Consider the following 20,863-nt stretch of genomic DNA (forward strand, 5'->3'; position numbering starts at 1 on the left):
ATCCCCTTCAAATCGTCCGCTACGCGCGCCGCCGATCTCAACCGATGGCTCGCGTGGTATAACGACCGCAGGCCGCATTCGGCCATCAACCGACGACCGCCCGCTCAGGCGCTCCTCGGAACAACCTGATCAGAAGTGACATCTAGCCCCTCAATGCTACTGGGGACAGATTGCGTCAGTAATTGTCTTCGATAAAGGGTTTGTAACGAAACATGTAGACAGGGGGCGCCCAAGGGACTGCCCCCCATCGGGGAGGAATGACGATTACGCCCCCGTACGGAAGTTGGTATCGCGCCGGCGGAACTAGAACCGTAGGATTGAACTGGAATTGAGCCTGAGTGTTAGCTGCGGGCGATACCCAAAGCGCCAGGATCAACGCGAGAAGTTTCGGGGATTGCATTTCCGCCTCCCATTACTGGGGACCGCCGTTGCATTTGCGATCGGGGATGGCGCGTTATTATGGGGTTGGTCTCTCAAATAAACAGGGATGAGAGGTTCTGTGTCCGACTGCTTAGGTCCGACAAACCAGCGCGGCTTATCGGTGCTCTGACACACGACGAAGCGGTGGGACTTTGACGCCGCTTTGCTCGCAGTCGGAAAGAAAGTGGCGCTGGTCGCCATCCAATAAGGCTTCCGATACCTCAGCAGAAGATCGCTCCCAGCATTGATGGAGCCCTTGGCGCCAGGTAGCCACAGCAGCCTCCCGGCCGGCAGCCTGTCTAATGCGGCAAAATGCGCGATTGCCAAGCTTTACAGTTACTTTATCCTGCGCAAGTCGACCGCAAAAGCGAAACGACACCTCACCCTGAAGGAGGAAAACCAAAAAGGAAGGGGAAAGCCATGAGAACGCAGGACTTTGTCGTCACTGATCAGGCGTGCGTATGGTTGTTCGAGCCCCTTACTGAAGCTGCCCAACGTTTCGTCCGGGAGAAGCTGAACTTCGACGAGTGGCTGTGGCTAGACCGACGCTTTGCCGTGGACTACCTCGCAGCAGGGGCGCTCACTGAAGACCTTCAAGACCAGGGCTTTTTTATCGTGACGAAACACTGAGTCGTTTCGGCTATCGTCGGTAGTGGGCTGCCGACAATGCGAATGCGCCCCACGCCGGGTGAAGGCGCGGGGCGTTTGTGTTTCGGAACCCTGTTGTTCGACCGTTATGGCCGAAAAGGCCTGTCGGTGATGGGATCAATGTCACGGCTCCAGGATGACGGTCGCCCCTATGCTCACCCGATCGAACAGGTCGGAGACGTCCTCGTTGCGCTCCGGATGCAGCCATAAGAGGCGGCCTTCCCAATCGAGGCGCGCATTTCGTTGGTTGTGCCATGAATTGCGACCTGATCGCCGTCAAGCAGCATTGCTCGGGTTCCCATCGGATTGCTAGGCTCGCCGCCGGGAATCATATCAGGCAACTCGGGGTGATCAGCGCGGACCTCGGCCGGGGGCGTCCAGTCGGGATTGATGAACATCTCGCTGATCGAGGTGATGCCGAACCACTCCTTTCCGTGCTTCGGCACAGCGACCGGGTAACTGATCGTGGCGCCGTCAGTCTGTACGAGGAAAAGGCGGCGCTGGGAGACGCTGGCAACGATCGTGCCGGGAGCGACGTTCTCGAAGAGAACCATGCGGTGTGGCTTGGTGTGCTCCGAGGAGATGGCGGCAGAGGCGGGCGTCGTAGAAGCGGCCGCTAGGAGACCCAGGATTACGGCAGCAGCTGCGCCGGTCACGATATTGCGAATGCTCATTGCTCTCTCCCAGGAACCGTGTGTTCGATGAGAGGAAGGTAGCCGGAATCTATCCGGACCGACGTGCGTCGCCGCACGCAGCGGCGACTCATCTCAGAGCGGCGGCGCAACGCTGCACTCCAAACAAGAGCCGCCCCGTCAAGTAGAGCGGCGATCACCGACAGGCGCAGGCTGCCGTCGGGCCCCTTTGACTGCGAAATGCTCAGCTTGCATTTGCGCAAACATGCGACAGTTCAACTGCGACGCGGCCTCAGCTACGGAGAAAAGCGATGAAAGAACTGTTAACGCGCGTCTGCGATGCTACGGGATTGGACGAGACAGCCGCCCTGCCGGCAATCGGACATGTGCTCCAGTTTATACGTGACCACGCGCCCGCAAGCTACGTTGCAGAGCTCACTGACAAAATACCTGACGCCAATCAAGCCATCGCGGCCGCCGCCGCTGCATCCGACGCTGGCGTGACTGCGGCGATTGGGATGGTGAAGGGCTTATTTGGATTCGGCCAGACGGATATGAACATACTCAGCGGAAAATTGGGCAACCTTGGTCTCAGCGAGAAACAAGCGCAAGCGCTTTTGAAGGAAGTTTTTGCTTACGCAGAATCTTTGGTTGGTAAGGAAGGCGTCGCGAAGATGACGGCCGCGATGCCTTACCTGTCGGGGTTCATAGCGAAAATATCAAGCCCCGAGGCGCCCGGCCGCGGGGTCTGAACGTTAAGTCGAGACGTAGCCCGCCGCCGCCTGCGGCCATTCAGAGAATGCAGGAGTTTGCCCCTTATGCCGCCCGGCGGCGTAAGGGGTGTTTTGTTAGCTGATCGGAACTCATTCCTCATTGAGTGACGCGCTGTTTTCGGTCCTCGAAACGCAACTTCTCTGGATCGAGGACTATCAGCGCGCCATCGCCAATCACTGAGATGTCAAACTTGGTCCACTTCCGCTTTGGCGACATTTGGCGCTTTCGGTCGCAGTCACCCCAGATAGCGGCAGCTTTCCTTTTCGGCAACCGGATCGCGAAGCTTTAAGCCCTTCCCGCCCAAAAGCAGTTCTTGAAGCGCTCCAGCGCCGCGTTTAAGGCCACGTTCGCGTCGCTGCCCTCTTTGCAGATGACGAGGGCTTGTCTTCAGCGAGGTGGTCTGTCCCACCCCAATGTGCAGCCATGCGAGCGATGGCTTTGGCGCAAAGGCAAGCAGCGAAGTCGTGCCGCGCTTCCGCTGATCAAGCAGGCTTTTCCGACTTGTTAGGTTCGCCTTGGCAGCATAGGTGTCCATCATCGGCAGCCGGATTGCACGAACCGATAAAAGTTTAAGTGCCGCCTCAATGTTTGCTTGAAACACTCTCGGTAATTTTCGAGATGCCTGCTGATGAGAGGGGTTCCATGATCACAGAGTCGTTAGAACAGGGTCGTTCGCTTGAAAAAGCAGACCTGGGAACCCGTTCAGAGATTCATCCGCCGTCGATCATTATAATTGAAGCAAGAGCGCTAATCCGCGAATGTTTGGCGATTAGCCTGCAACGAAGGCTAACTTATCCAGTCCTTATTTATCCAAATCTGGAGAGTTGGAAAAACGACCGAGCCGAGTCGGTCGGCGGCGTCATCATTCTCGGCAAGCAAAATGTGCGGAATAACAACGATCTGTCCAGGATAGTAAAAGAAACGTGCGAGAACGCCGGAGAAATTCCGGTAATCGTCTTTTCGGATGAGCAGGACGCTGCTCAGATCCTCAATGTTCTGAGCTACGGCGCGAAGGGATATCTCCCGAGCGCTACGCCGCTTGAGCTAGCGACAGAGGCTATCAAGCTTGTTATGGCCGGAGCCTCCTTTATTCCGGCAAATGTCGTCATGACCGAAGCGCGAGATGACGTCGTCTCAGTGACTGACTGCGGCTACGCAGCCACCAAATTCACCGGGCGCGAAGACGACGTCGTGCAAGCGTTGCTGAAGGGCAAATCTAACAAATCAATAGCTCAGGAGCTCAACATTAGCGAAGACTCTGTGAAGGTGCATATCCGCAGTGTCATGCGAAAGCTGGGGGTTCGAAACCGAACCGAGGCAGTGTCCAAGATTTCCGGAATTATTCGAGAGTCGCTATCGTCATGACCCGGGCCCTAACTCTATCAGGGCTGCAAAAACTGCCTGAAACTTCGCATGGGGGACAGGCAAGGACACAGAAGCGCGCCTCGGCGCAAGGCCCCAAAACGGCTAGCTCGTAGAAAAAGGACATAACCTTTCTGGCAACTGTGCTTCCTTCGGTGAAGTATTGATAATAGCCAGGCTTATTTCGGTTTGGAGCGCGTCGGAGCCGACGCAATGAAGCTTCATAGCATAGTCTGTCAAATCAGCGCTGAAAAGGATCGGCGCGAGATTGACCGCCAATGGCGCGCAGCCAAGTGCGCCATTTTAGCTTATTACGTGGGATGCTGGCGCAAGGGGGAGGCGCCCTTGGACGCCCTCGCCCGGGCTTTGAACGTCGCCACCGAGGAAGCTTTGCTTGGTCCAGCCAGTCACGCAGCAAAGCAAGCCGAGCTTGCCCTGCTATTCAAATGCTTGCGCATAGACTGGCAAGAACGACCCGGGCTTGACATCGAGGATAGCGTCGACCTTGTGATTCGGCTCCTGAATGAAAAACTGGCCGTCGTTCCGTCTGAGGTTCGGGCTTTCTTCGGCTCGCCGGTCAAGCTCAAATCAGAGCTGCTAAGCAGCTACTCGCTTCGTGATATTCCAGACGTCGAAACAAAGCATTGATGCGTTCCTCTTGGGCAAGGTTCCACAAGGTCAGAGCAGTTTGACTGCACTCCGAGCGGCCCCTCAATCCCCGAACAAAGCAGAAAACGGATCCAGATATCGTTCGCGCCGGGGCGTGTAGCTCGTATGAAAGAGGTATTTACTGCTCGCGTAGTGACCTGTATGTCCCGGCCTCGAGCCGGTGATCGAAATGCTGGCGCCCTCGGCCTGAACCATGTGGTAGAGCGTCGCCGCATTTCCCGGTGCGAGCCTCACGCAGCCGTGCGAGGCCGGTCGCCCGAGCGATCCGGTCGCGTAAGATCCGTGGATTGCGTATCCGCCATGGAAGAAGATCGAATGCGGCATTGGCGACATGTCGTATTTGCGCGAGTAATGCATCCGCTGCAGCCCCGTCGCGGAGAAATTGCCGCGCGGCGTCACATACCCCGCCCGGGCCGTCGAGACGGGCCAGGTGTAGCTCCCTTCCGCAGACGAGACATACATGGTCTGGGTTGCAAGATCGACGTGGATGTGAACGCGGGCACTGGCGGGCTGGTTCAGCCCGAATGCCGCGAGCAGAATCGCCGGGAAGCTTCTGGTTATATTCATGGTCGCCTCCTACTGCCGCGGCGCGCGGTTTACGACAACAAGCAGGGGGCCGCGTGTGCGGCTCATTCCTACACGCTTGATAATGCGTTAAGGCGCATAGTGTTCCAAGGCGCCACCAGGGAAAACGCGGCGCTGAAACAACATCGACGGCATTTTTGCCTGGCAAGGTTGAGGGCAACGACCGCAAACCTGAGTGGATTTTCTCGCTTCAACGGTCGCTGACGAGCATTCCATCTGACGCTCGTCAACAGGCTACTCCGGAGCTACACGTGCGTCATTCGCCACATCTCGCGCCAGTGTAGGTCTGCCCGGATTAGCCTGTCGAAGCTCACCTCCTCATCCATATACTTATGCTGAACGCTTCCACATGTTCGAATTGCGGCTTCGAATGCGGAGGTCGCAATGTCTCTTAGTATCCCTCGGAAGGTGAGAGCCGACACGTTTATGCGGCTTGACATGAGGCAGCTCTATAAGTGCGGCGCGCTTCGTCCAGAGGCGTTAACGAAGTCAACATGGTTAGGCCGAACTGTCTACTGTTATGCCGACAAGTCAGATAGCCGGGCCGTTGCGGATTCCCTCTGGCTCGTTTTCGACCCGCAGGAGTTCGACGCAGCAGCCAGGTCGGTGAAGATGACGCAAACGTTCCTATCATTCTACGTCACTTCAACTTTGGCGGCTGGTCGCCCTTTTGGGAGTGCCAAGGCTGCAACAAACGCCGATGGGTGCTCTATGGGCCGCTGGACAATTCGTTTCGGTGCTCGAGCTGTCAACCGCTGAGCTACGTCAGCGGCCTAATCTCAAAGCCTAGGCAAGCGGAACGGCGAGTTTCGACGAGGGATCTTACCAATCGGATTTAAACTCCTTCCCAGGTTTCTTCGATGCAAATGGATGGCCTCTTTTTGGCGCCTACGATCCTTACTCTCTAACACATCCAATCACGGCGAAAGCTGGCACATTTCCCCGAGAATGCCAAGATCGGATGAAAGTAGCTGGGATTACGAGTGCTGGTTCGACCTAGGGTCATCTGTGGACGCCCCCCGGAGAAGCAAGGAACGTGCGGCTTCGGGCAGGCGTCGCCACTTTGCCTTGTGTGTGCGGCTGGCATGGGGCAATAGCGGTCCAGCAGCTTAGACAAGGTCGCGAAGAAGCTGCCGTTCAGTTCACACCGATCGTCTTTTATTTGCATATCCGATAGGCAGATCTTTGCCTTCAGCCATCGTCGACGGGAGCGTGCTCGGGCATCTGATCGCTGACGTGACTGGTCTGTTGTGCTCCTGGTCGCCACTGTGCTTCAGCTTGCTCTTCTTGTGTTGGCTCCGCCGCAAGAGTAGAGGCTCGCGCGGCGACCCTATGCGACTTTGCATTTTGACGGCGTCTGCCAAGCGGAGAGCAACCGAATTGCCATCAGGGGGCTTGTCGAAGCTCCATATTGGATCAAGTTTACATCCGAAGCGCTCGCTATCTGGCGGGTGTTCGGCTGGCACCTAATTTCAAGATATCGCGCGACAGCGCCGGATCGATGTTAGCCAACTCAATTTCAGGAAAAAGGCAGTGGAGGGTTGAGATGCTTGTCAAAAATCCACCGGTCATTTTGGCGCTGGGATTGGTCTTGGCCGCGTCGCTTGGCGCGAAGGCCGATATATGCTTTCAGTACAAGACCGGCGGCGCGCCTCTCGTCGCAAAAGGGGCGAAGCTCCCCGCGCCTAACACATGTGTGCCGTTGGCGATCTTCGAGGCTCAGGAGCCCCCGGGGCAACCCCAAGGTCGCCTTGGCGCTGCAAACGCGATGCTCTGCAAAGATAAAGATATCACTCTTCTTTTTCACTACGACTACGATGCCTGTATCGGGCCTGGCAGCTACTCCGAGTCCGCTACCTGCCGTCTCTCGACGCAACTTGGCGACCTCCCGTCCACGGCCAGCACGTGCAATGGACAGTATTTCGTACTGATGCCGAACCAGTCGGGCCCGGCAAAACAGTTCACGGACTTCACCCTGAATGCTTGGTATTGCGACGGGAAGGACGTGCCAATCGATAGTGCGGCGAATTGCCGAGGTGGACTTGGATGGAAGCCGTTTTCGCATCCCGAACTCGGCGAGGGCATGTCGCACGAGGGATCTGAGCCACGAGGTAAAGGGCAATAATAATCGGTCGCCTTTTTTGGCGTTCTTAGGGAGCAGCGGGGCGCCGGCTTCGCTTTTCCTCATGACCAGGTCGAGGCGGTCAAGCCCTTCTGGACTTGTCTTTTCCCTCCACGCGCTTCCGAATGGGACGACCTTAGCTTTGGGCGCGATGGCGCGCCGCGATGCGGCGGCGACCCGTTCCGGTCAGAAAGTAACTGCCCAGATAATCGTTCCAGCGCATCAGATCCGCGAGGAGCGCCCGGTGACGCAGCACCATGGTCATCGGATCCTGCACCTCGGCCGGCGCGATGTCGCCAAGGTCGTCGACCTTGACCAGGGCGTCGACGAGCATCTGTTCCTGTCGATCCATCATCCCGTTCCCCTTCCGGCTGTCGCCCAGGTCTTGCTCTGAGTTCAGCGCTCAAGTGATGGGGCGAGTCGTAGAGATGAGGTTTTCTTGTTTTGCGCCGGTTGAGCGCGTTCCAAGAGGAAAGGAAACCCGTGGCCCGAGGAACTGCATAACCAAAAAGGCCATGTAACCACCGGCGTAACCCTTGTGGGTCTGTCGGTGCATCTGGGGCAGGAGATTCCACGGCACTTCAGGTCGATCGTGATGAACGCCATGCAAATTCCCGTTCAGGACGTAGAGACTGAGCCAATGAGAGGCCCATAAATTATGCGCAGCCGCGCCAGTTTCTCCGGGCGTGCCGTAATGTGCGACGTTGTCCAGCAGCGACGTAATGAGCGCGCGCACGACGATCCCCGTGAGGAGGATAGGCCAGCATGCGCCGTAAAGATAAAACGCTCCGCCGTAGAGCAAGGCGGCAAGCGCCAGATCCAGCCGGCATCTCTGAAGGCTTCGGTCGAGGCTTTGACGTATCGCGCTGACGAGGACCCTGAGGGTGTCGTCAGTCCTCAATGCGCGGTCGGTTAAAAGTTCAATTGCTCTGCGGGGAAGCAGGACTATCGACCCCGCCAGGATCTCACGCACATAGAACCATCCGAGGAGCCCGCAGTAATAATGAAGGCAGGCCACGATGCGCTTCTCGCCGACAGCGATGATATCGGCGCGATCAAAGGCATGTCTGGGAAAGCGGTGATGCGCCGAATGCCCAAAGCGCATCACATCAAAAGCGATGCCGTAGATGATGGCGAGCGCGCGGCCGAGGCGATCGTTCCAGAAGCTCGAGCGTGCGAGGCGGCGATGGATCGCCTCATGGAGGAGCGCACGGCTCATCGGGGCTCCGAAAGAAAGCATTACGACCACAAGGGTCGCGAGCCCAGGCGCCTGCGGCAGAAAGAAGATCGGAACAACGATGATCTGAAAGAATGCTCCTGTCAGTGCTAACGCTGTTAGCCAAACATTGGCGCGATAAGGCGCTTCCTGTCGATTCAGCGCTGCAAGTCCCGGAGCGACCGGGTCAATTTCAACATCAATCCGCACAGCTCGACCTTTAGGTTTCGGAAACATCGCCTCCTTTCATATTGCTTCGTTCCGGGCTCGAAGGACAGTCTCCCGGCGACGAAGTTGAGATGCATTCAGCCGTATGCCCTTCCGGGCTTGTAACCACGCAGCCCCGCTCGCGCTTCATGCTTCGCGCGAATAGCCGCGCCTACGCCTCCCGGTTGCACACCGGTGCATGCCAATGCGCGTCAATATATCGGAAGTTGTGGGAAAAAATGGTACCGCCACCCCGGCTCGAACGGGGGACCCCCAGATCCACAATCTGGTGCTCTAACCAACTGAGCTATGGCGGCCCGACGCGGCGCGAAACTATTCGCAAGCGCTCAGGAATGCAAGCGTCCTGATCAGCCTAGCCGCGCGGCGCGCACAGGCGAAGCGCAGAGGCGTCAGCGGCGCGCCAGCGCCCTTTCGCCGAGCCGGATCAGCGCCGCCCGCAGCGCCGCGTCCTCCACGCCGTCCGTCGCGGATTGCGCCCGCGCCCGGGCGGCGGGATCGGTGGGCGCGCGGCGTGGCGGGCTGGGTCCGGGGGCGGCCGCCAACGCCTGCTGACGCAGCGTCAGACGGGCCACGCAGCGCCAGCCGAGATGCGCGTTCACCCGCTCGAGGATCGCCGGCGCCATGTGCTGAACCTCGAGTCCGAAGCCCGGCTCCACGCGCAAGATGAGCGTCGCGGGCTCCCGGGCGCGGTCCGGCGGGGCGTTTCTGGCGCGGGCCGGCCATTGCAGTCGCTCCGGCGCGCAGACGCCCGCGACGCGCGCGCCGACGATCTCGGGCCATCGCAGCAGCAGCGACGCCTCGCCGAACCCCTGCCGGGCGACCAGCGGGTCGAGCTGCTTCAGCACGATCTCGGCGAGCGGGCGGCCGATGCGTCCTTTTCCACGCGGCGCGACGCTCATGCTCCCCTCTCCCTTGCGCAAGCGCCCGCGCGCCCCCTAATCCTGCCGGGATGATAAAGCCTCCCCGCTCCCCGCGAAAGCGCGCCGCCGCGCTTCTCGCCTGGTACGACGCGAACCGCCGCGACCTTCCCTGGCGCGCGCGGCCGGGAGAGCGGGCCGACCCTTACGCCGTCTGGCTCTCGGAAATCATGCTGCAACAGACGACCGTCGCCGCCGTCAAGGACCGTTTCACGCAGTTCCTCGCCCGTTGGCCGACGGTCGAGGCGCTTGCCGGCGCGCCGTCGACGAGGCGCTCGCCGCCTGGGCCGGGCTCGGCTATTACGCCCGCGCGCGCAATCTGCACGCCTGCGCGGTGCGGGTCGCGGGCGATCACGACGGGCGTTTTCCCGACAGCGAAGAGGCGCTGTTGCGGCTGCCGGGCGTCGGACCCTATACGGCCGCCGCCGTCGCGGCGATCGCCTTCAACCGTCCCTGCGCCGCCGTGGACGGCAATGTCGAGCGCGTGATGACCCGCCTCCACGCCATCGCCGCGCCAGTGCGCGCGGCGAAGCCGCTCATTCGCCGGAAGACCGAGGAGATGCTCCCCGCCGACCGGGCCGGAGATTACGCGCAGGCGCTGATGGATCTCGGCGCGACCGTCTGCACGCCGCGCGCGCCCGCCTGCGGCGCCTGCCCCCTGGCGCAAGACTGCGCCGCCCGCGCCGCGGACGCCGCCGGAGCCTATCCGGTCAAGGAGAAGAAGGCCGCGAAGCCGAAACGCCGCGGCGCCATTTTCATCCTGCGGCGCGGCGAGGCGGCGATGGTGACGCGCCGCCCGCAGAAAGGTCTGTTCGGCGGCATGACGGCCTTTCCGGCGACTCCCCTGACCCGCGACACGGCGCCAGAGGACTGGCTCGATTTCGCGCCCTGCGCGGCCGGCTGGCGCGCCCTGCCCGAACCTGTCGTTCATGTCTTCACCCATTTCGCGCTTCAGGCGACGGTCTTCGTGGCGCGGACCCGGCGGACCGAGCCGACCGGCCCCGATTGCCGCTGGGCGGCGCGCGGCAATCTCGATAAGGAAGGGCTGCCCACGCTTATGCGCAAGGCGGCGGCGCGGGCGGGGCTGATCGAAGGGGATTGAGCGATGGCGCGGCCGAAATTCAAGGTGGAGATGACGGAGGGCGCGATCCGTGTGCGCCACGACGGCCGCACGCTGACCATCCACGCCGAGGCGCCGGACGGCGACTCGGACGAGACCACGGATTTCGTCGTGCGGCTCGACAACCTCGATCACTGGGACGCGCCCGATCAGGACAGGGAAATCGGCATAGACGAGTTGCAGGGCATTCTCGACGCCGTCGAAAAGGAGATGGCGAAGCACGGGCTTTCGGTGGATTTCGACTGAGGGACGCCGCCCGTCCCGCTGCTCAGACGGCCCAGCCGAGCGATTTCCCGACCGCCTTCTCCCATGATGCGATGAGTCTGGCCCGTTCGCGCGCGTCCATGTGGGGCGCGAAGCGGCGCGCCGCGCGCCAATGGGCGGCGATCTCCTCCACGCCCGCAAAGAAACCGACGCCGAGCCCCGCCGCATAGGCGGCGCCGAGCGCCGTCGTTTCGAGATGGCGCGGCCGCACCACCGGCGCGTCGAGAAGATCGGCCTGAAACTGCATCAGCAGATCGTTGGCGGCCATGCCGCCGTCGACCTTCAGCTCGCCGGGGACGGCGCCGCTGTCGGCGGCCATGGCGGCGATGACGTCCCGCGTCTGATAGGCCGCCGCCTCCAGCGCCGCGCGGGCGATATGGCCCTTGTTGGAAAAGCGCGTGAGCCCGGCGATGATCCCGCGTGCGTCGCCCCGCCAGCGCGGCGCGTAAAGGCCCGAGAAGGCCGGAACGAAATAGACGTCGCCATTGTCGGGAACGCTCTGCGCCAGGGCCTCGATGTCGCGGCTCTCCTGGATGATCCCGAGATTGTCCCGCAGCCATTGCACCAGCGCCCCGGCGATGGCGATGGAGCCTTCGAGCGCATAGACCGGCCTTGCGGTCCCGAGCTTGTAGCCCAGCGTCGTCAGCAGGCCGGCGTTCGAGACATGCGGCGTCTCGCCGGTGTTCATCAGCAGGAAGCATCCGGTGCCGTAAGTGTTCTTGACATCGCCCTCGCGCAGGCAGGCCTGGCCGAGCAGCGCCGCATGCTGATCCCCGAGCGCGCCGGCGAGCGGAACCCCGGCGAGCGGATCGACGCAGCGTCCGTACACCTCGCTCGACGAGACGATCTCCGGCAGGCAGGCGCGGGGAACGCCGAAGAGGGCCAGAAGCGCGGGGTCCCAATCGAGCATCCGCAAATTCATGAGCTGGGTCCGGGACGCGTTGGTTGCGTCGGTGACGTGACGCCCGCCGGCGGGACCGCCGGTCAGATTCCAGATCAGCCAGCTATCCATCGTCCCGGCGAGGGCCTCGCCGCGCTCGGCCCTGGCGCGCGCGCCGGGGACGGCGTCGAGCAGCCAGGCGATCTTCAGCGCCGAGAAATAGGCGGCGGGCGGCAGGCCGGTGCGCGCCCGCAGCTCGTCGCCGCGCCCTTCCGCCGCGAGCCGATCGGCTTCCGCCTGGGTGCGCATATCCATCCAGACGATCGCATTGTGGAGCGGCGCGCCGGTGCCGCGGTCCCACAGGACAATGGTTTCGCGCTGATTCGTGACCCCGACGGCCGCGAGATCGGCGGGGGCGAGGCCGGCGCCATGCAGAGCCGCTCCGATCGCGGCGCGCGCATGTCCGAGAATCTCGGCCGCGTCATGCTCCACCCAGCCGGGGCGCGGATAGATCTGCGCGTGCTCTTTCTGTCCGATCGCGTGAATCTCGCCCGCTTCGTCGACGACAATGAAGCGCGTGCTCGTCGTTCCCTGATCGATGGCGCCGATGAATCGCGGCATGACGGCCTTTCCTAGACAGGAGATGAACAACCGCTTCAGGCTCCGTTCAAGGCGGCCGTGTCACTCTCATGATCGCCGGAAAGACGGAGCCCTTCCGGCGAACGGAGAATGCGCCATGAAATCCTCGACCGTCAAAACGCTTGCCGCCCTCATCGCCGCCGGCGGGGCGGTCCTTGCGTTGACCCCGGCCCGCGCCCTGCCCGGCCTCGACCGCCCGGTCGCGGCGAAACAGGCGCAAGCGATTGAAAAGGCCGGCTGCGGCCCCTGGGGCTGCGCCCCCGGCTGGGGCGGCGGCTATGGCGGTTACGGCGGCTATGGCGGCTATGGCGGCTATGGCGGCGGTTATGGCTACGGCTACCGTCCCTATGCGCCGCGTGGCTATGGCTATGGTTATGGCTGGCGCCGGCCCTGGGGCCATCGCCACTCCTGGGGCGGCTGGGGGTCTGGCTGGTGATCAGCGCGGCCGCCGCGGCGCGTTTCGCGTCGCGGCGCTTTTTTGCCCCCGACCAGATTGCCCTGCGTGGAAGAGTTCCAAAATTTCAATCGTCGGCACGCGCCTTGCGTCGAGCTTGTCGGCGCCCGCGCCAGTGTCGGAAAACCGACAGGAGCGGGTTGCAAAAACGAGGAAAGTTTGTAACCTACTGATGTAAAAGGTAGTTTGCAATCTTTCCAAACTAGGCGAAGCGATGATCGTCTGTTCGTGTAACGTCCTCTCCGACCGCGATGTGCGTGAAACGCTCGGCTCGCGGCCCGATCGCCCCTCGGTGGCTTCCGTTTTCCGCAGCATGGGCTGCGAGGCGAAATGCGGCCGCTGCGTGCGCAGCATCGTGGCCATCGTCGATCAGCATCAGGCCCCAAGACTGGACGAATGCGGAGGAACAGGCGAATGTGACAGCTGCCGTTCCGACGGGCTGGCGGCATGATCTCGACGATGGAAAGGAATTGCACATGCGCGGCGACGCGAAAGTCATTGAATATCTCAATCGCGGGCTGCGCGCCGAACTGACGGCGGTCAACCAGTACTGGTTGCATTATCGCATTTTCGACAACTGGGGCTTTCTCGAACTCGCCGAGAAATGGCGCAAGGAATCCATCGAGGAAATGATCCATGCGGATCATTTCACCAAGCGCATCCTTTTCCTCGAAGGCTTCCCCAACATGCAGGTGCTCGATCCGCTGCGCATCGGCCAGACGGTCGAGGAGATCATCGCCTGCGACCTCTCCACCGAGATCGACGCCCGCAACATGTATATCGAGGCGGCGGTCTATTGCGACTCGGTCAACGACCGCGTGTCGATGGAGCTCTTCGAAAGCATCATCAAGAGCGAGGAAGGCCATATCGACTTCCTCGAGACTCAGCAGGAGCTGATCAAGCAGCTTGGCGTGCAGCTCTACGCCCAGAAGCACATGGGCGGGCTGTCCTGAGCCTCGCATAGGCGCAAGCCCGGCACTCAGGCTCCGGTTTTCGCGGCGCGGCTCCCCTCGAGGGGAGCCCGCCAGCCTACTCCATCACCGCCGCCTTGAGCATGCAGATCATCGTCGCCTGCGCCTGCGCCTTGCCGCAATTGCGGATCGTGTGCGGCCGGTCGCAGCGATAGCGCAGCGTCTCGCCGGCCTTCACCGTCTCCTTGACGCCCGCGACCTCCACCTCCAGCTCCCCCTCGCGCACCGACAGGCTCTCGACCGAGCCGCGCTGATGCGCTTCCGACTCCAGAACGCCCCCGGGATCGGCCGAGAGCTCATAGGCCTGAAGCCATTCCACGGTCTTGATCCAGCCGATGATGGCGAGCCGGCATTTGCCGTCGTCCGACAGAAGAATCGGCGTGTCGGCCTTGCTCGTCTTCTCCAGGAACGACTCGTCCTCGGTCGTCTGCAACACGCGCTCGATGGAGACGTCGAGCGCCTGAGCGAGGCGCCAGATGGTGGCGAGCGTCGGATTGGTCTCGTTGCGCTCGATCTGGCTGATGATCGACTTGGCGACGCCCGATTGCAGCGAGAGTTCCGAGAGCGACAGATTATAGGCCTTGCGCAACCGCTGGATGGTCGCGCCGAGCTGCCCCGACAGCGCAAGCGCGCCGGCCTCCAGAATCTTGTGCTTTTCCTTGCCCTCGACGCCCATTCAGCCCGCGCCCGAACCGGCGCCCTTCCCTGTCGTTTCGAAAGATTCGGGCGGAACACTATCCGATTTCGTTCGAAATATCGAACGTCCAGAATGGGCGCCCGTCGCTGTCATGCGTCTGTGACCTGCGTCTGGTGAAACAGGCCGGACACAGAGAGACGCACAGGGCGAGAGGCGATGAGGGTCATGGCCGAAGAGAAGCTTGCCAATTTCCACAGCCCCCTGGCTCCGGAGCCGGAGCCGCGACGCTACCGCACGCTGTTCCTGTCCGATCTTCATCTCGGGGCCAAGGCGGCGCAGGCGCATCTCCTCCTTGATTTCCTCCGGCACAATGACGCGGACACGATCTATCTCGTCGGCGACATCGTCGATGGCTGGAAGCTGCGCAAGGGCTGGCACTGGCCGCAGGCGCACAATGACGTCGTGCAGAAGCTTCTGCGCAAGGCCCGCAAGGGCGCGCGCGTGATCTACGTGCCCGGCAACCACGACGAATTCGCCCGCGACTATACGGACCTGACCTTCGGCGGCATCGAAGTCGTCGAACACGCGGTGCATGAGACCGCCGACGGCAGGAAAATGCTGGTCATCCACGGCGACCAGTTCGACATTGTGGTGCGCAACGCGCGCTGGCTCGCCCATCTCGGCGACTGGGCCTATGACGTCGCCATCGCCGCCAACACCCTGGTCAATCGGGTGCGCCGCCTGTTCGGCGTGGGCTATTGGTCGCTGTCGGCCTGGGCCAAATACAAGGTCAAGAACGCGGTGAACTTCATCGGCGATTTCGAGACGACTCTCGCCGCCGAGGCGCAGCGGCGCGGCGTCGACGGCGTCGTCTGCGGCCACATCCACCACGCCACGATCCGCACCATCGACGGCGTGCTGTACGTCAACACCGGCGATTTCGTCGAAAGCTGCACGGCGGTCGTCGAGCATGAGGACGGCGCTTTTGAAGTTCTGCACTGGCGCACCACCGCGGCCGAGCGCGAGGCCATGGGCGCCGAGGTGAAGGCGCTGCCCGCGCCGAGAGCCGCGGCCGCCTGAACATGCGCATTCTCGTCGCGACGGACGCATGGCGTCCGCAGGTCAATGGCGTCGTGCGCTCGCTCGAGTCGGTGGCGCAGGCCGCGCGTCCGCTCGGCGCGGACATTGATTTCCTCACGCCCAAGGACTTCTGCTGTTTCCCGATGCCCACCTATCGGGAAATCTCGCTCGCGCTCGCCACCCCGCGCGCCGTGCGCCGCCGGCTGGCGCAGGGCTACGACCATGTGCACATCGCCACGGAAGGCCCCATCGGCCTCGCTGCGCGCGCGGTCTGCCTGCGCGCCGGCCGCGCCTTCACCACGAGCTTTCACACGCGCTTTCCCGAATATATCCACGCGCGCACAGGGCTGCCGGTGGATTGGTCCTACGCCGCGCTGCGCCGCTTCCACAATGCCGGCGCCGGGGTGATGGTGGCGACGCCCAGCCTCGCCCGCGAGCTTGACGCCCGCGGCTTCCGCCGCCTGCTGCGCTGGTCGCGCGGCGTCGACCACGACGTTTTCTCGCCGGCCGCCAGAATCGACCTCGATTTTCCCCGGCCGATCTTCCTTTACGCCGGACGGCTCGCCGTCGAGAAGAACATCGAGGCCTTTCTCGCCCTCGATCTTCCCGGAACCAAGCTGGTCGCGGGCGACGGCCCCGCGCGCGCGGCGCTGGAGGCGCGTTTTCCGCAAGCGCGCTTTCTGGGCTACAAGACGCCGGCGCAACTCGCCGCGATTTACGCCGCCTCGGACGTGTTCGTCTTTCCCAGCCGCACCGACACCTTCGGCGTTGTCCTGCTGGAGGCCCTCGCCTGCGGTCTGCCCGTGGCGGCCTATCCGGTGACCGGGCCGCTCGACGTCATCGGATCGAGCGGCGCCGGGGCCTTGAGCGAGGATCTGCGCGCGGCCGCGCTGATGGCGCTAGACATCCCGCGTGAGGCGGCGCGCGCCCACGCCCTGACCTTCACCTGGGAGAATTGCGCGCGTCAGTTTCTCGACAACATCGCTTATGCGCGCGGCGCGGCGTCGCTCGGCGGCGTCGGCGTCGCGGCGCTGCGCGCGTCAGGCGAAAATCGCGAGTCGATCGGCAAGGGGCAGATCATCCAGCCATGACAGCGCCGCGAGGCGCGGATCGTCCGGCGGGAGAGGCTCCTCGTCGGGCGACACGCCCGCCTCCGCCGGATCGACGGGCGCCCATTCGAGCGCGCGCGCCAGCCCCTCGATTCGCTCGCAGAGACCCTCCGCCCCGCGCCCGCGCTCGCGCAACGCCCAGGACAGATCGAGGAGACGCGCCGCGACGGCGGCGGCCTCCTCCGCGATCGAGGGACGCGCGGGGACGCGGCTACCGGACAGGCGCTCGATGTCCGCCAGAATGCGGGCGCGCTCGGCGCAGAGCGTGCGCCGCGCGCATTCGGCGAGAAACTGGCGTCCGCGCGCCGTCTCCGTCAGCGCCGCTTCGATGCGGTCGAATTCGTCCGGCTGGAGGCCGGACGGCGCAGCCGCTATGGTCATCTGAACAAGCCGCCTTCTGATCGGTCAACGACGACAGAATGGTCAAGCTTACGGCCAAAGCAAGCGCCGCATGCGCAGTGGAGACGCCATGAGCCTCTCGCCCGAGGAGATCGAACGCTACGCCCGCCATCTCGTGCTGCGCGAGATCGGCGGACCGGGACAGCAAAAACTCAAGGCGGCGCGCGTGCTTGTGATCGGAGCCGGCGGGCTCGGCGCGCCGCTCCTGCACTATCTGGCGGCCGCCGGCGTCGGCGCGCTCGGCATTGTGGATAACGACGCCGTGTCGCTGTCGAACCTCCAGCGTCAGGTGATTCACGGGAGCGGGGACGTTGGACGGCTCAAGGTCGAGAGCGCCGGCGACGCCATCGGCCGACTCAATCCCCATGTGCAGGTGGAGCCGCATGCGCTGCGGTTGACGGCGGAGAACGCGGCCGAACTCGTCGCGGGCTATCACGTCGTGGCGGACGGCTCGGACAATTTCGCGACGCGTTATCTGGTCTCCGACGCCTGCTTTCATGCCGGCAAGCCGCTCGTGACCGCGGCGGTTGGCGGTTTCGACGCCTCGCTGACGACGCTGCGGCCGTTCGAGACCGGTCCCGACGGACAGCCGAATCCCACCTACCGCTGCCTCTTCCCCGAGCCCCCGCCGCCCGGAACCGTGCCGAGCTGCGAGGAGGCGGGCGTTCTGGGAGCGCTGACGGGGATCGCCGGCGCGATGATGGCGCTGGAAGTGATCCGCGAGATTGTCGGGTTCGGCGAGGGCCTCGTCGGCCGTCTGCTGCTCGTCGACACGCTGACGATGCGCTTCGAGACGCTCCGCTACGCCTGGGACCCCGACAATCCGCTCAATGGCGCTACTTCGCGGCGATGACCGCGATTTCGACCTTGTAGTCCGGCGTGACGAGTTTCGCCTCGACCGTGGCGCGGGCGGGGGGATTGGCCTTGTCGACCCACACGTCCCAGACGCTGTTCATCTCGGCGAAGGTCGCGATGTCGGAAAGATAGATCGTGGCCGAGAGAATCTTGGCCTTCTCCGTGCCGGCCTCCGCCAGCAGCTCGTCGATGAGGCCGAGAATTTCGCGCGTCTGGTCGGCGACCGAGCCGCCCTTGGTCGTCTCGGCGACCTGGCCGGCCGTATAGACGGCGTTGCCGCGCACGACGGCCTTGCTCATGCGCGGACCCGCGCCAATTCGCCTGATATCGCTCATTTCGCCTCCGTTTTCCGGAGGAGGGTTTAGGCGAAGCGGCCCCTCGCGACAAGGGCGCGAAAAATATGACGAGACGGCTGGACAAGAGGCCGAGGCCTTTCTATAAGCCCCTCCACGCGCTGCGCGCGGGCCCAGGTAGCTCAGTTGGTAGAGCATGCGACTGAAAATCGCAGTGTCGGTGGTTCGATTCCGCCCCTGGGCACCATAAAGCCAGCCAAATCCATCCATCGCGAACGCTCCTGCGATCTGGTCGCTGACGTTTTCCAGGCTGCCGGAAAACGGCGCTTCCGGACGACTGAAAATCCGCGCCACGAGAGAGCGAAAACACACGCTTGCCTTGGTCGTCGAGCGCGGCGCTGGGAGAAGAGCCGTCCGAACGCCGCTGCTTGCGGGCCGCGCGCGTCGGGAAGCGGCAATTCGTCTCCCGGCGGGAATTTGCGTGCGAAGGATCGTCGTTCGAGCCGGTTGTCAGCCGGGCGCTCCTCTCGCGCGGAAGTGACGGCGCCGAGCGTCAGAACAGTCGGAAACCGCGCCTGACCGCGCTGGCGCGCGCGTTCCGATGAGGCGGCGACGAACCAATGCCCCCATTCTCAACAAGCGCGGGATGCCTCTCCACGTCGCGGAGGTGGCGAAGGTGGCGATCGCCTCCATTTTTCCGCTCGTCCAACTTTTCCGCTCGTCGAACGCAGGGAGCATGTCGCTCGCTGGCGGCATGAGACGTGGACCGCGGCGAGACCCGCTCTCCCTGTGTTTGGCGCAGGCTCCCGTCTGCGCGGCCGCCCCAGCGCAGACGATCTGGCTTTGAGGCGCGCTGCGCGAGCGCCGTGCGGGACGCTGATGCGAGCACTCCCTCACCTGCGACTGTGACAGCGCAGTTGGGTTGTCGAGCGGAGGATGAGCGCGATGCCGTCCTGTCGCGGCGTCACAGGGCGACGTGCGCGCTCTGTATGCGCGAGCCCACGCGGACGCAAAACAGGTCGCAAGGACTCTGCTGAAATGACCAAAAAGGTAGGGACGATAATGGAGGGAGCCAAAATGACGGCGACGCCCGCGAGCTGGTCGGAGAAGACCATTCTTGCCGGGCGTCGCCGCATGTTTCTAAAAGGGAGCGCCGTTACGCCGATGCAGCGAAACAGCGCCCCGCGTTCGGATCAGTGACCGAGCTTGTTGCCGTTGGCCGTGACGGCCAGGGCGCCCGACTCGTCGAACGCAACGGCGTTGCCGTTGAAGGAGTCGTTGATCTTGGTCACGTCGACGTTGGTGAAGGAGAGCGAATTGTGCGAATCCTTGACCAGCGTGCCGCCCGCAACGCCGCCCTTGTCGGCGACATTGACGGTCGAGCCGATCTCGATCTTGGAGACCGAGGTGTTGTCGATGCGGGTGTTGTTCGAGCCGATCGTGACGATGAACGCCGCGCCATTGCCGCCATTGGCGTCGATGCGGTTGCCGACGCCGTCCTGAACGGCGCCCGCGCCGGTGAAGGACTTCTGCGAGGCGAGGTTCGCCTGCACCGCGCCGACCTTCGCGCCAGCCTCGGCCTCGTTGCGGCCGACGCCCACGCCGACGTTGACCGGGATCAGGTTGACGTCCGCGTCCTGGGCGGCGACGCCCTGACCGGCAAGCGCCACCGGAATGGCGGCGGCGACGGCGAGGCCGCGCTGGTCGACGTCATTGCGGGACAGAGCCACGGCCGCGTTCACGGCGATCACGTGAACGTCGCCGCCATTGCCGCCGTTGCCGGAGCCCACGAGGCTGCCGATGGTGAAGGCGCCCGGATCGATGTCGACGCGCGCATGCTCCTGATTGATGGCTTCGTGGTCGAGGTGGACGACGCCGCCGTTAACGAAGCCGGCGTTCTGCACGACCGCGCCGAGGTTGTTCACGCCGATGTTGGTGACGCTGCCGACGTTCACGCCGTTGGCGGACGAAACGCTCGGGCCAATCTGGACGCCGACGTCGCCGGCGAAGGCCGGGGAAGCGAGGACGGTGACAATCGCAACAAGAGAGAGCTTTTTCATGACAGGATCCCTTAGAGACCTTATTTCGCTGGAGCGAGCGATGGCCATTTGCGCCGACCATCTGCTTCAATTAGAACGACCGCCCGACGCCGGGTCTAGCTACAAAAGGTTTCGATAACGATATTCGGTAAAACATGTGGCAGATTTGTCACGACTATTGTTACACTTAGCGCGGCCCCCGCCCGGCTTCTTTCGTTTCACAGCGGAATGTTTTCATAGGCTTGTCTCGCTCATCGCGCGGCGGGCGCCGATTGCAGCCAAGCGCGACCACGGAGTCGCTGTGAGGTCGTGGAGTCTGGCTTCAAGCGCCCCGCGAAGGGAGCTGACCCAGCTCGTTGCCCCCGAATCGCAACGCTGTCTTTGCGCCGCACCCCGGCCGGCGGAACGACAAGGAAAAATTGTAACGACTTCGCGGCCGCATGGCGGGCGCGGCGGCGAGATCGATCGACCGATCGAAGGCCTTGCTCTCGGCCCATTCGGACGCAGGTCGCCGGAAAAACAAAGACCCACCTCCTGCGCCGGGAGGCGG

Annotated in this window: 25 protein-coding genes and 2 tRNA genes; 15 read left to right on the forward strand and 12 right to left on the reverse strand. The window is 63.1% G+C overall.

Annotation, left to right across the window (positions count from 1 at the left end):
- Window positions 1–129, forward strand: a complete 129-nt coding sequence (locus ACR652_RS12505) for an integrase core domain-containing protein (RefSeq protein ID WP_434507019.1) — start codon at window positions 1–3, stop codon at window positions 127–129.
- Window positions 130–840: 711 nt separating this feature from the next.
- Window positions 841–1,050 carry a hypothetical protein gene (locus ACR652_RS12510; protein WP_434506816.1) on the forward strand — a complete coding sequence of 70 codons (210 nt, stop codon included), beginning with the start codon at window positions 841–843 and terminating at the stop codon, window positions 1,048–1,050.
- 173 nt (window positions 1,051–1,223) lie between these two features.
- Here the strand turns inward: ACR652_RS12510 and ACR652_RS12515 are convergent, their stop codons facing one another.
- Entirely contained in the window at window positions 1,224–1,742 is a 519-nt protein-coding gene (locus ACR652_RS12515; protein ID WP_434506817.1) for a L,D-transpeptidase, read from the reverse strand.
- 269 nt (window positions 1,743–2,011) lie between these two features.
- Between ACR652_RS12515 and ACR652_RS12520 the strand changes: the two genes are divergently transcribed.
- The gene (locus ACR652_RS12520; protein ID WP_434506818.1) at window positions 2,012–2,452 is read left to right on the forward strand and encodes a hypothetical protein; all 441 of its coding nucleotides are present in this window, start codon (window positions 2,012–2,014) and stop codon (window positions 2,450–2,452) included.
- 257 nt (window positions 2,453–2,709) lie between these two features.
- On the opposite strand, the gene ACR652_RS12525 is transcribed toward ACR652_RS12520, so the two are convergent.
- Complete coding sequence (locus tag ACR652_RS12525) at window positions 2,710–3,075, reverse strand: hypothetical protein (protein WP_434506819.1); 366 nt, start codon at window positions 3,073–3,075, stop codon at window positions 2,710–2,712.
- A 41-nt stretch (window positions 3,076–3,116) separates the two neighbouring features.
- On the opposite strand from ACR652_RS12525, the gene ACR652_RS12530 reads away from it, so the two are divergent.
- Entirely contained in the window at window positions 3,117–3,839 is a 723-nt protein-coding gene (locus tag ACR652_RS12530) for a LuxR C-terminal-related transcriptional regulator (protein WP_434506820.1), read from the forward strand.
- Window positions 3,840–4,049: 210 nt separating this feature from the next.
- Window positions 4,050–4,484, forward strand: a complete 435-nt coding sequence (locus ACR652_RS12535) for a hypothetical protein (RefSeq protein ID WP_434506821.1) — start codon at window positions 4,050–4,052, stop codon at window positions 4,482–4,484.
- Window positions 4,485–4,547: 63 nt separating this feature from the next.
- Here the strand turns inward: ACR652_RS12535 and ACR652_RS12540 are convergent, their stop codons facing one another.
- Window positions 4,548–5,072 (reverse strand): L,D-transpeptidase, encoded by a 525-nt coding sequence (locus ACR652_RS12540; protein WP_434506822.1) that lies wholly within the window; start codon window positions 5,070–5,072, stop codon window positions 4,548–4,550.
- Window positions 5,073–6,636: 1,564 nt separating this feature from the next.
- Between ACR652_RS12540 and ACR652_RS12545 the strand changes: the two genes are divergently transcribed.
- A complete protein-coding gene (locus tag ACR652_RS12545) occupies window positions 6,637–7,215 on the forward strand; it encodes a hypothetical protein (protein WP_434506823.1) in 579 nt (192 codons plus the stop codon).
- A 133-nt stretch (window positions 7,216–7,348) separates the two neighbouring features.
- Here ACR652_RS12545 and ACR652_RS12550 read toward each other — a convergent pair whose 3' ends face one another.
- From ACR652_RS12550 to ACR652_RS12565, 4 genes are all read right to left on the reverse strand, one after another.
- Window positions 7,349–7,567, reverse strand: coding sequence for a hypothetical protein (locus tag ACR652_RS12550; RefSeq protein WP_434506824.1), 219 nt, complete (start codon window positions 7,565–7,567; stop codon window positions 7,349–7,351).
- A gap of 48 nt (window positions 7,568–7,615) precedes the next feature.
- Window positions 7,616–8,665: a fatty acid desaturase family protein gene (locus tag ACR652_RS12555; RefSeq protein WP_434506825.1), complete on the reverse strand. Its 1,050-nt coding sequence runs from the start codon at window positions 8,663–8,665 to the stop codon at window positions 7,616–7,618.
- Window positions 8,666–8,875: 210 nt separating this feature from the next.
- Window positions 8,876–8,952, reverse strand: a tRNA-His gene (locus tag ACR652_RS12560).
- A 93-nt stretch (window positions 8,953–9,045) separates the two neighbouring features.
- Complete coding sequence (locus tag ACR652_RS12565; RefSeq protein WP_434506826.1) at window positions 9,046–9,555, reverse strand: DUF721 domain-containing protein; 510 nt, start codon at window positions 9,553–9,555, stop codon at window positions 9,046–9,048.
- A 247-nt stretch (window positions 9,556–9,802) separates the two neighbouring features.
- Between ACR652_RS12565 and ACR652_RS12570 the strand changes: the two genes are divergently transcribed.
- Both ACR652_RS12570 and ACR652_RS12575 read left to right on the forward strand, forming a co-directional pair.
- The gene (locus ACR652_RS12570; protein WP_434506827.1) at window positions 9,803–10,675 is read left to right on the forward strand and encodes an A/G-specific adenine glycosylase; all 873 of its coding nucleotides are present in this window, start codon (window positions 9,803–9,805) and stop codon (window positions 10,673–10,675) included.
- A 3-nt stretch (window positions 10,676–10,678) separates the two neighbouring features.
- On the forward strand, window positions 10,679–10,939 hold the full coding sequence (locus ACR652_RS12575; RefSeq protein WP_434506828.1) for an Imm74 family immunity protein: 261 nt from the start codon (window positions 10,679–10,681) through the stop codon (window positions 10,937–10,939).
- A 22-nt stretch (window positions 10,940–10,961) separates the two neighbouring features.
- On the opposite strand, the gene glpK is transcribed toward ACR652_RS12575, so the two are convergent.
- On the reverse strand, window positions 10,962–12,458 hold the full coding sequence (gene glpK / locus ACR652_RS12580) for a glycerol kinase GlpK (protein WP_434506829.1): 1,497 nt from the start codon (window positions 12,456–12,458) through the stop codon (window positions 10,962–10,964).
- Between the two features lie 115 nt (window positions 12,459–12,573).
- Here glpK and ACR652_RS12585 point away from each other — a divergent pair, with 115 nt between their 5' ends.
- From ACR652_RS12585 to bfr, 3 genes are all read left to right on the forward strand, one after another.
- The gene (locus ACR652_RS12585) at window positions 12,574–12,912 is read left to right on the forward strand and encodes a hypothetical protein (protein WP_434506830.1); all 339 of its coding nucleotides are present in this window, start codon (window positions 12,574–12,576) and stop codon (window positions 12,910–12,912) included.
- Window positions 12,913–13,144: 232 nt separating this feature from the next.
- Complete coding sequence (locus ACR652_RS12590; protein ID WP_434506831.1) at window positions 13,145–13,381, forward strand: (2Fe-2S)-binding protein; 237 nt, start codon at window positions 13,145–13,147, stop codon at window positions 13,379–13,381.
- Between the two features lie 25 nt (window positions 13,382–13,406).
- Window positions 13,407–13,883, forward strand: coding sequence for a bacterioferritin (gene bfr, locus ACR652_RS12595; protein WP_434507020.1), 477 nt, complete (start codon window positions 13,407–13,409; stop codon window positions 13,881–13,883).
- Window positions 13,884–13,959: 76 nt separating this feature from the next.
- Here bfr and ACR652_RS12600 read toward each other — a convergent pair whose 3' ends face one another.
- A complete protein-coding gene (locus ACR652_RS12600) occupies window positions 13,960–14,577 on the reverse strand; it encodes a helix-turn-helix domain-containing protein (protein ID WP_434506832.1) in 618 nt (205 codons plus the stop codon).
- 186 nt (window positions 14,578–14,763) lie between these two features.
- Here ACR652_RS12600 and ACR652_RS12605 point away from each other — a divergent pair, with 186 nt between their 5' ends.
- On the forward strand, window positions 14,764–15,618 hold the full coding sequence (locus ACR652_RS12605; RefSeq protein WP_434506833.1) for a UDP-2,3-diacylglucosamine diphosphatase: 855 nt from the start codon (window positions 14,764–14,766) through the stop codon (window positions 15,616–15,618).
- A 2-nt stretch (window positions 15,619–15,620) separates the two neighbouring features.
- Window positions 15,621–16,709, forward strand: coding sequence for a glycosyltransferase family 4 protein (locus tag ACR652_RS12610; protein WP_434506834.1), 1,089 nt, complete (start codon window positions 15,621–15,623; stop codon window positions 16,707–16,709).
- On the opposite strand, the gene ACR652_RS12615 is transcribed toward ACR652_RS12610, so the two are convergent.
- Window positions 16,659–17,108 (reverse strand): hypothetical protein, encoded by a 450-nt coding sequence (locus ACR652_RS12615; RefSeq protein WP_434506835.1) that lies wholly within the window; start codon window positions 17,106–17,108, stop codon window positions 16,659–16,661. The two genes, ACR652_RS12610 and ACR652_RS12615, sit on opposite strands and share 51 nt — an antisense overlap.
- Window positions 17,109–17,196: 88 nt before the next feature.
- Here ACR652_RS12615 and ACR652_RS12620 point away from each other — a divergent pair, with 88 nt between their 5' ends.
- Window positions 17,197–17,979: a HesA/MoeB/ThiF family protein gene (locus ACR652_RS12620; protein WP_434506836.1), complete on the forward strand. Its 783-nt coding sequence runs from the start codon at window positions 17,197–17,199 to the stop codon at window positions 17,977–17,979.
- Here ACR652_RS12620 and ACR652_RS12625 read toward each other — a convergent pair.
- Window positions 17,963–18,316, reverse strand: a complete 354-nt coding sequence (locus ACR652_RS12625) for a RidA family protein (RefSeq protein WP_434506837.1) — start codon at window positions 18,314–18,316, stop codon at window positions 17,963–17,965. The genes ACR652_RS12620 and ACR652_RS12625 overlap by 17 nt on opposite strands.
- Before the next feature lie 129 nt (window positions 18,317–18,445).
- On the opposite strand from ACR652_RS12625, the gene ACR652_RS12630 reads away from it, so the two are divergent.
- Window positions 18,446–18,521, forward strand: a tRNA-Phe gene (locus tag ACR652_RS12630).
- 946 nt (window positions 18,522–19,467) lie between these two features.
- On the opposite strand, the gene ACR652_RS12635 is transcribed toward ACR652_RS12630, so the two are convergent.
- Window positions 19,468–20,334: a hypothetical protein gene (locus tag ACR652_RS12635; protein ID WP_434506838.1), complete on the reverse strand. Its 867-nt coding sequence runs from the start codon at window positions 20,332–20,334 to the stop codon at window positions 19,468–19,470.
- Window positions 20,335–20,863 lie beyond the last annotated feature (529 nt).

Source organism: Methylocystis sp. (assembly GCF_051061225.1).
GTDB lineage: Bacteria > Pseudomonadota > Alphaproteobacteria > Rhizobiales > Beijerinckiaceae > Methylocystis.

What these genes read in the sequence shown, in the direction of transcription:
- ACR652_RS12610 (WP_434506834.1), top strand. Translation starts at nt 15,621, where the DNA reads ATGCGCATTCTCGTCGCGACGGACGCATGGCGTCCGCAGGTCAATGGC.
- ACR652_RS12520 (WP_434506818.1), top strand. Translation starts at nt 2,012, where the DNA reads ATGAAAGAACTGTTAACGCGCGTCTGCGATGCTACGGGATTGGACGAG.
- ACR652_RS12540 (WP_434506822.1), bottom strand. Translation starts at nt 5,072, where the DNA reads ATGAATATAACCAGAAGCTTCCCGGCGATTCTGCTCGCGGCATTCGGG.
- glpK (WP_434506829.1), bottom strand. Translation starts at nt 12,458, where the DNA reads ATGCCGCGATTCATCGGCGCCATCGATCAGGGAACGACGAGCACGCGC.
- ACR652_RS12600 (WP_434506832.1), bottom strand. Translation starts at nt 14,577, where the DNA reads ATGGGCGTCGAGGGCAAGGAAAAGCACAAGATTCTGGAGGCCGGCGCG.
- ACR652_RS12565 (WP_434506826.1), bottom strand. Translation starts at nt 9,555, where the DNA reads ATGAGCGTCGCGCCGCGTGGAAAAGGACGCATCGGCCGCCCGCTCGCC.
- ACR652_RS12515 (WP_434506817.1), bottom strand. Translation starts at nt 1,742, where the DNA reads ATGAGCATTCGCAATATCGTGACCGGCGCAGCTGCTGCCGTAATCCTG.
- bfr (WP_434507020.1), top strand. Translation starts at nt 13,407, where the DNA reads ATGCGCGGCGACGCGAAAGTCATTGAATATCTCAATCGCGGGCTGCGC.
- ACR652_RS12545 (WP_434506823.1), top strand. Translation starts at nt 6,637, where the DNA reads ATGCTTGTCAAAAATCCACCGGTCATTTTGGCGCTGGGATTGGTCTTG.
- ACR652_RS12530 (WP_434506820.1), top strand. Translation starts at nt 3,117, where the DNA reads ATGATCACAGAGTCGTTAGAACAGGGTCGTTCGCTTGAAAAAGCAGAC.
- ACR652_RS12615 (WP_434506835.1), bottom strand. Translation starts at nt 17,108, where the DNA reads ATGACCATAGCGGCTGCGCCGTCCGGCCTCCAGCCGGACGAATTCGAC.
- ACR652_RS12510 (WP_434506816.1), top strand. Translation starts at nt 841, where the DNA reads ATGAGAACGCAGGACTTTGTCGTCACTGATCAGGCGTGCGTATGGTTG.
- ACR652_RS12585 (WP_434506830.1), top strand. Translation starts at nt 12,574, where the DNA reads ATGAAATCCTCGACCGTCAAAACGCTTGCCGCCCTCATCGCCGCCGGC.
- ACR652_RS12590 (WP_434506831.1), top strand. Translation starts at nt 13,145, where the DNA reads ATGATCGTCTGTTCGTGTAACGTCCTCTCCGACCGCGATGTGCGTGAA.
- ACR652_RS12635 (WP_434506838.1), bottom strand. Translation starts at nt 20,334, where the DNA reads ATGAAAAAGCTCTCTCTTGTTGCGATTGTCACCGTCCTCGCTTCCCCG.
- ACR652_RS12550 (WP_434506824.1), bottom strand. Translation starts at nt 7,567, where the DNA reads ATGATGGATCGACAGGAACAGATGCTCGTCGACGCCCTGGTCAAGGTC.
- ACR652_RS12575 (WP_434506828.1), top strand. Translation starts at nt 10,679, where the DNA reads ATGGCGCGGCCGAAATTCAAGGTGGAGATGACGGAGGGCGCGATCCGT.
- ACR652_RS12605 (WP_434506833.1), top strand. Translation starts at nt 14,764, where the DNA reads ATGGCCGAAGAGAAGCTTGCCAATTTCCACAGCCCCCTGGCTCCGGAG.
- ACR652_RS12625 (WP_434506837.1), bottom strand. Translation starts at nt 18,316, where the DNA reads ATGAGCGATATCAGGCGAATTGGCGCGGGTCCGCGCATGAGCAAGGCC.
- ACR652_RS12535 (WP_434506821.1), top strand. Translation starts at nt 4,050, where the DNA reads ATGAAGCTTCATAGCATAGTCTGTCAAATCAGCGCTGAAAAGGATCGG.
- ACR652_RS12620 (WP_434506836.1), top strand. Translation starts at nt 17,197, where the DNA reads ATGAGCCTCTCGCCCGAGGAGATCGAACGCTACGCCCGCCATCTCGTG.
- ACR652_RS12555 (WP_434506825.1), bottom strand. Translation starts at nt 8,665, where the DNA reads ATGTTTCCGAAACCTAAAGGTCGAGCTGTGCGGATTGATGTTGAAATT.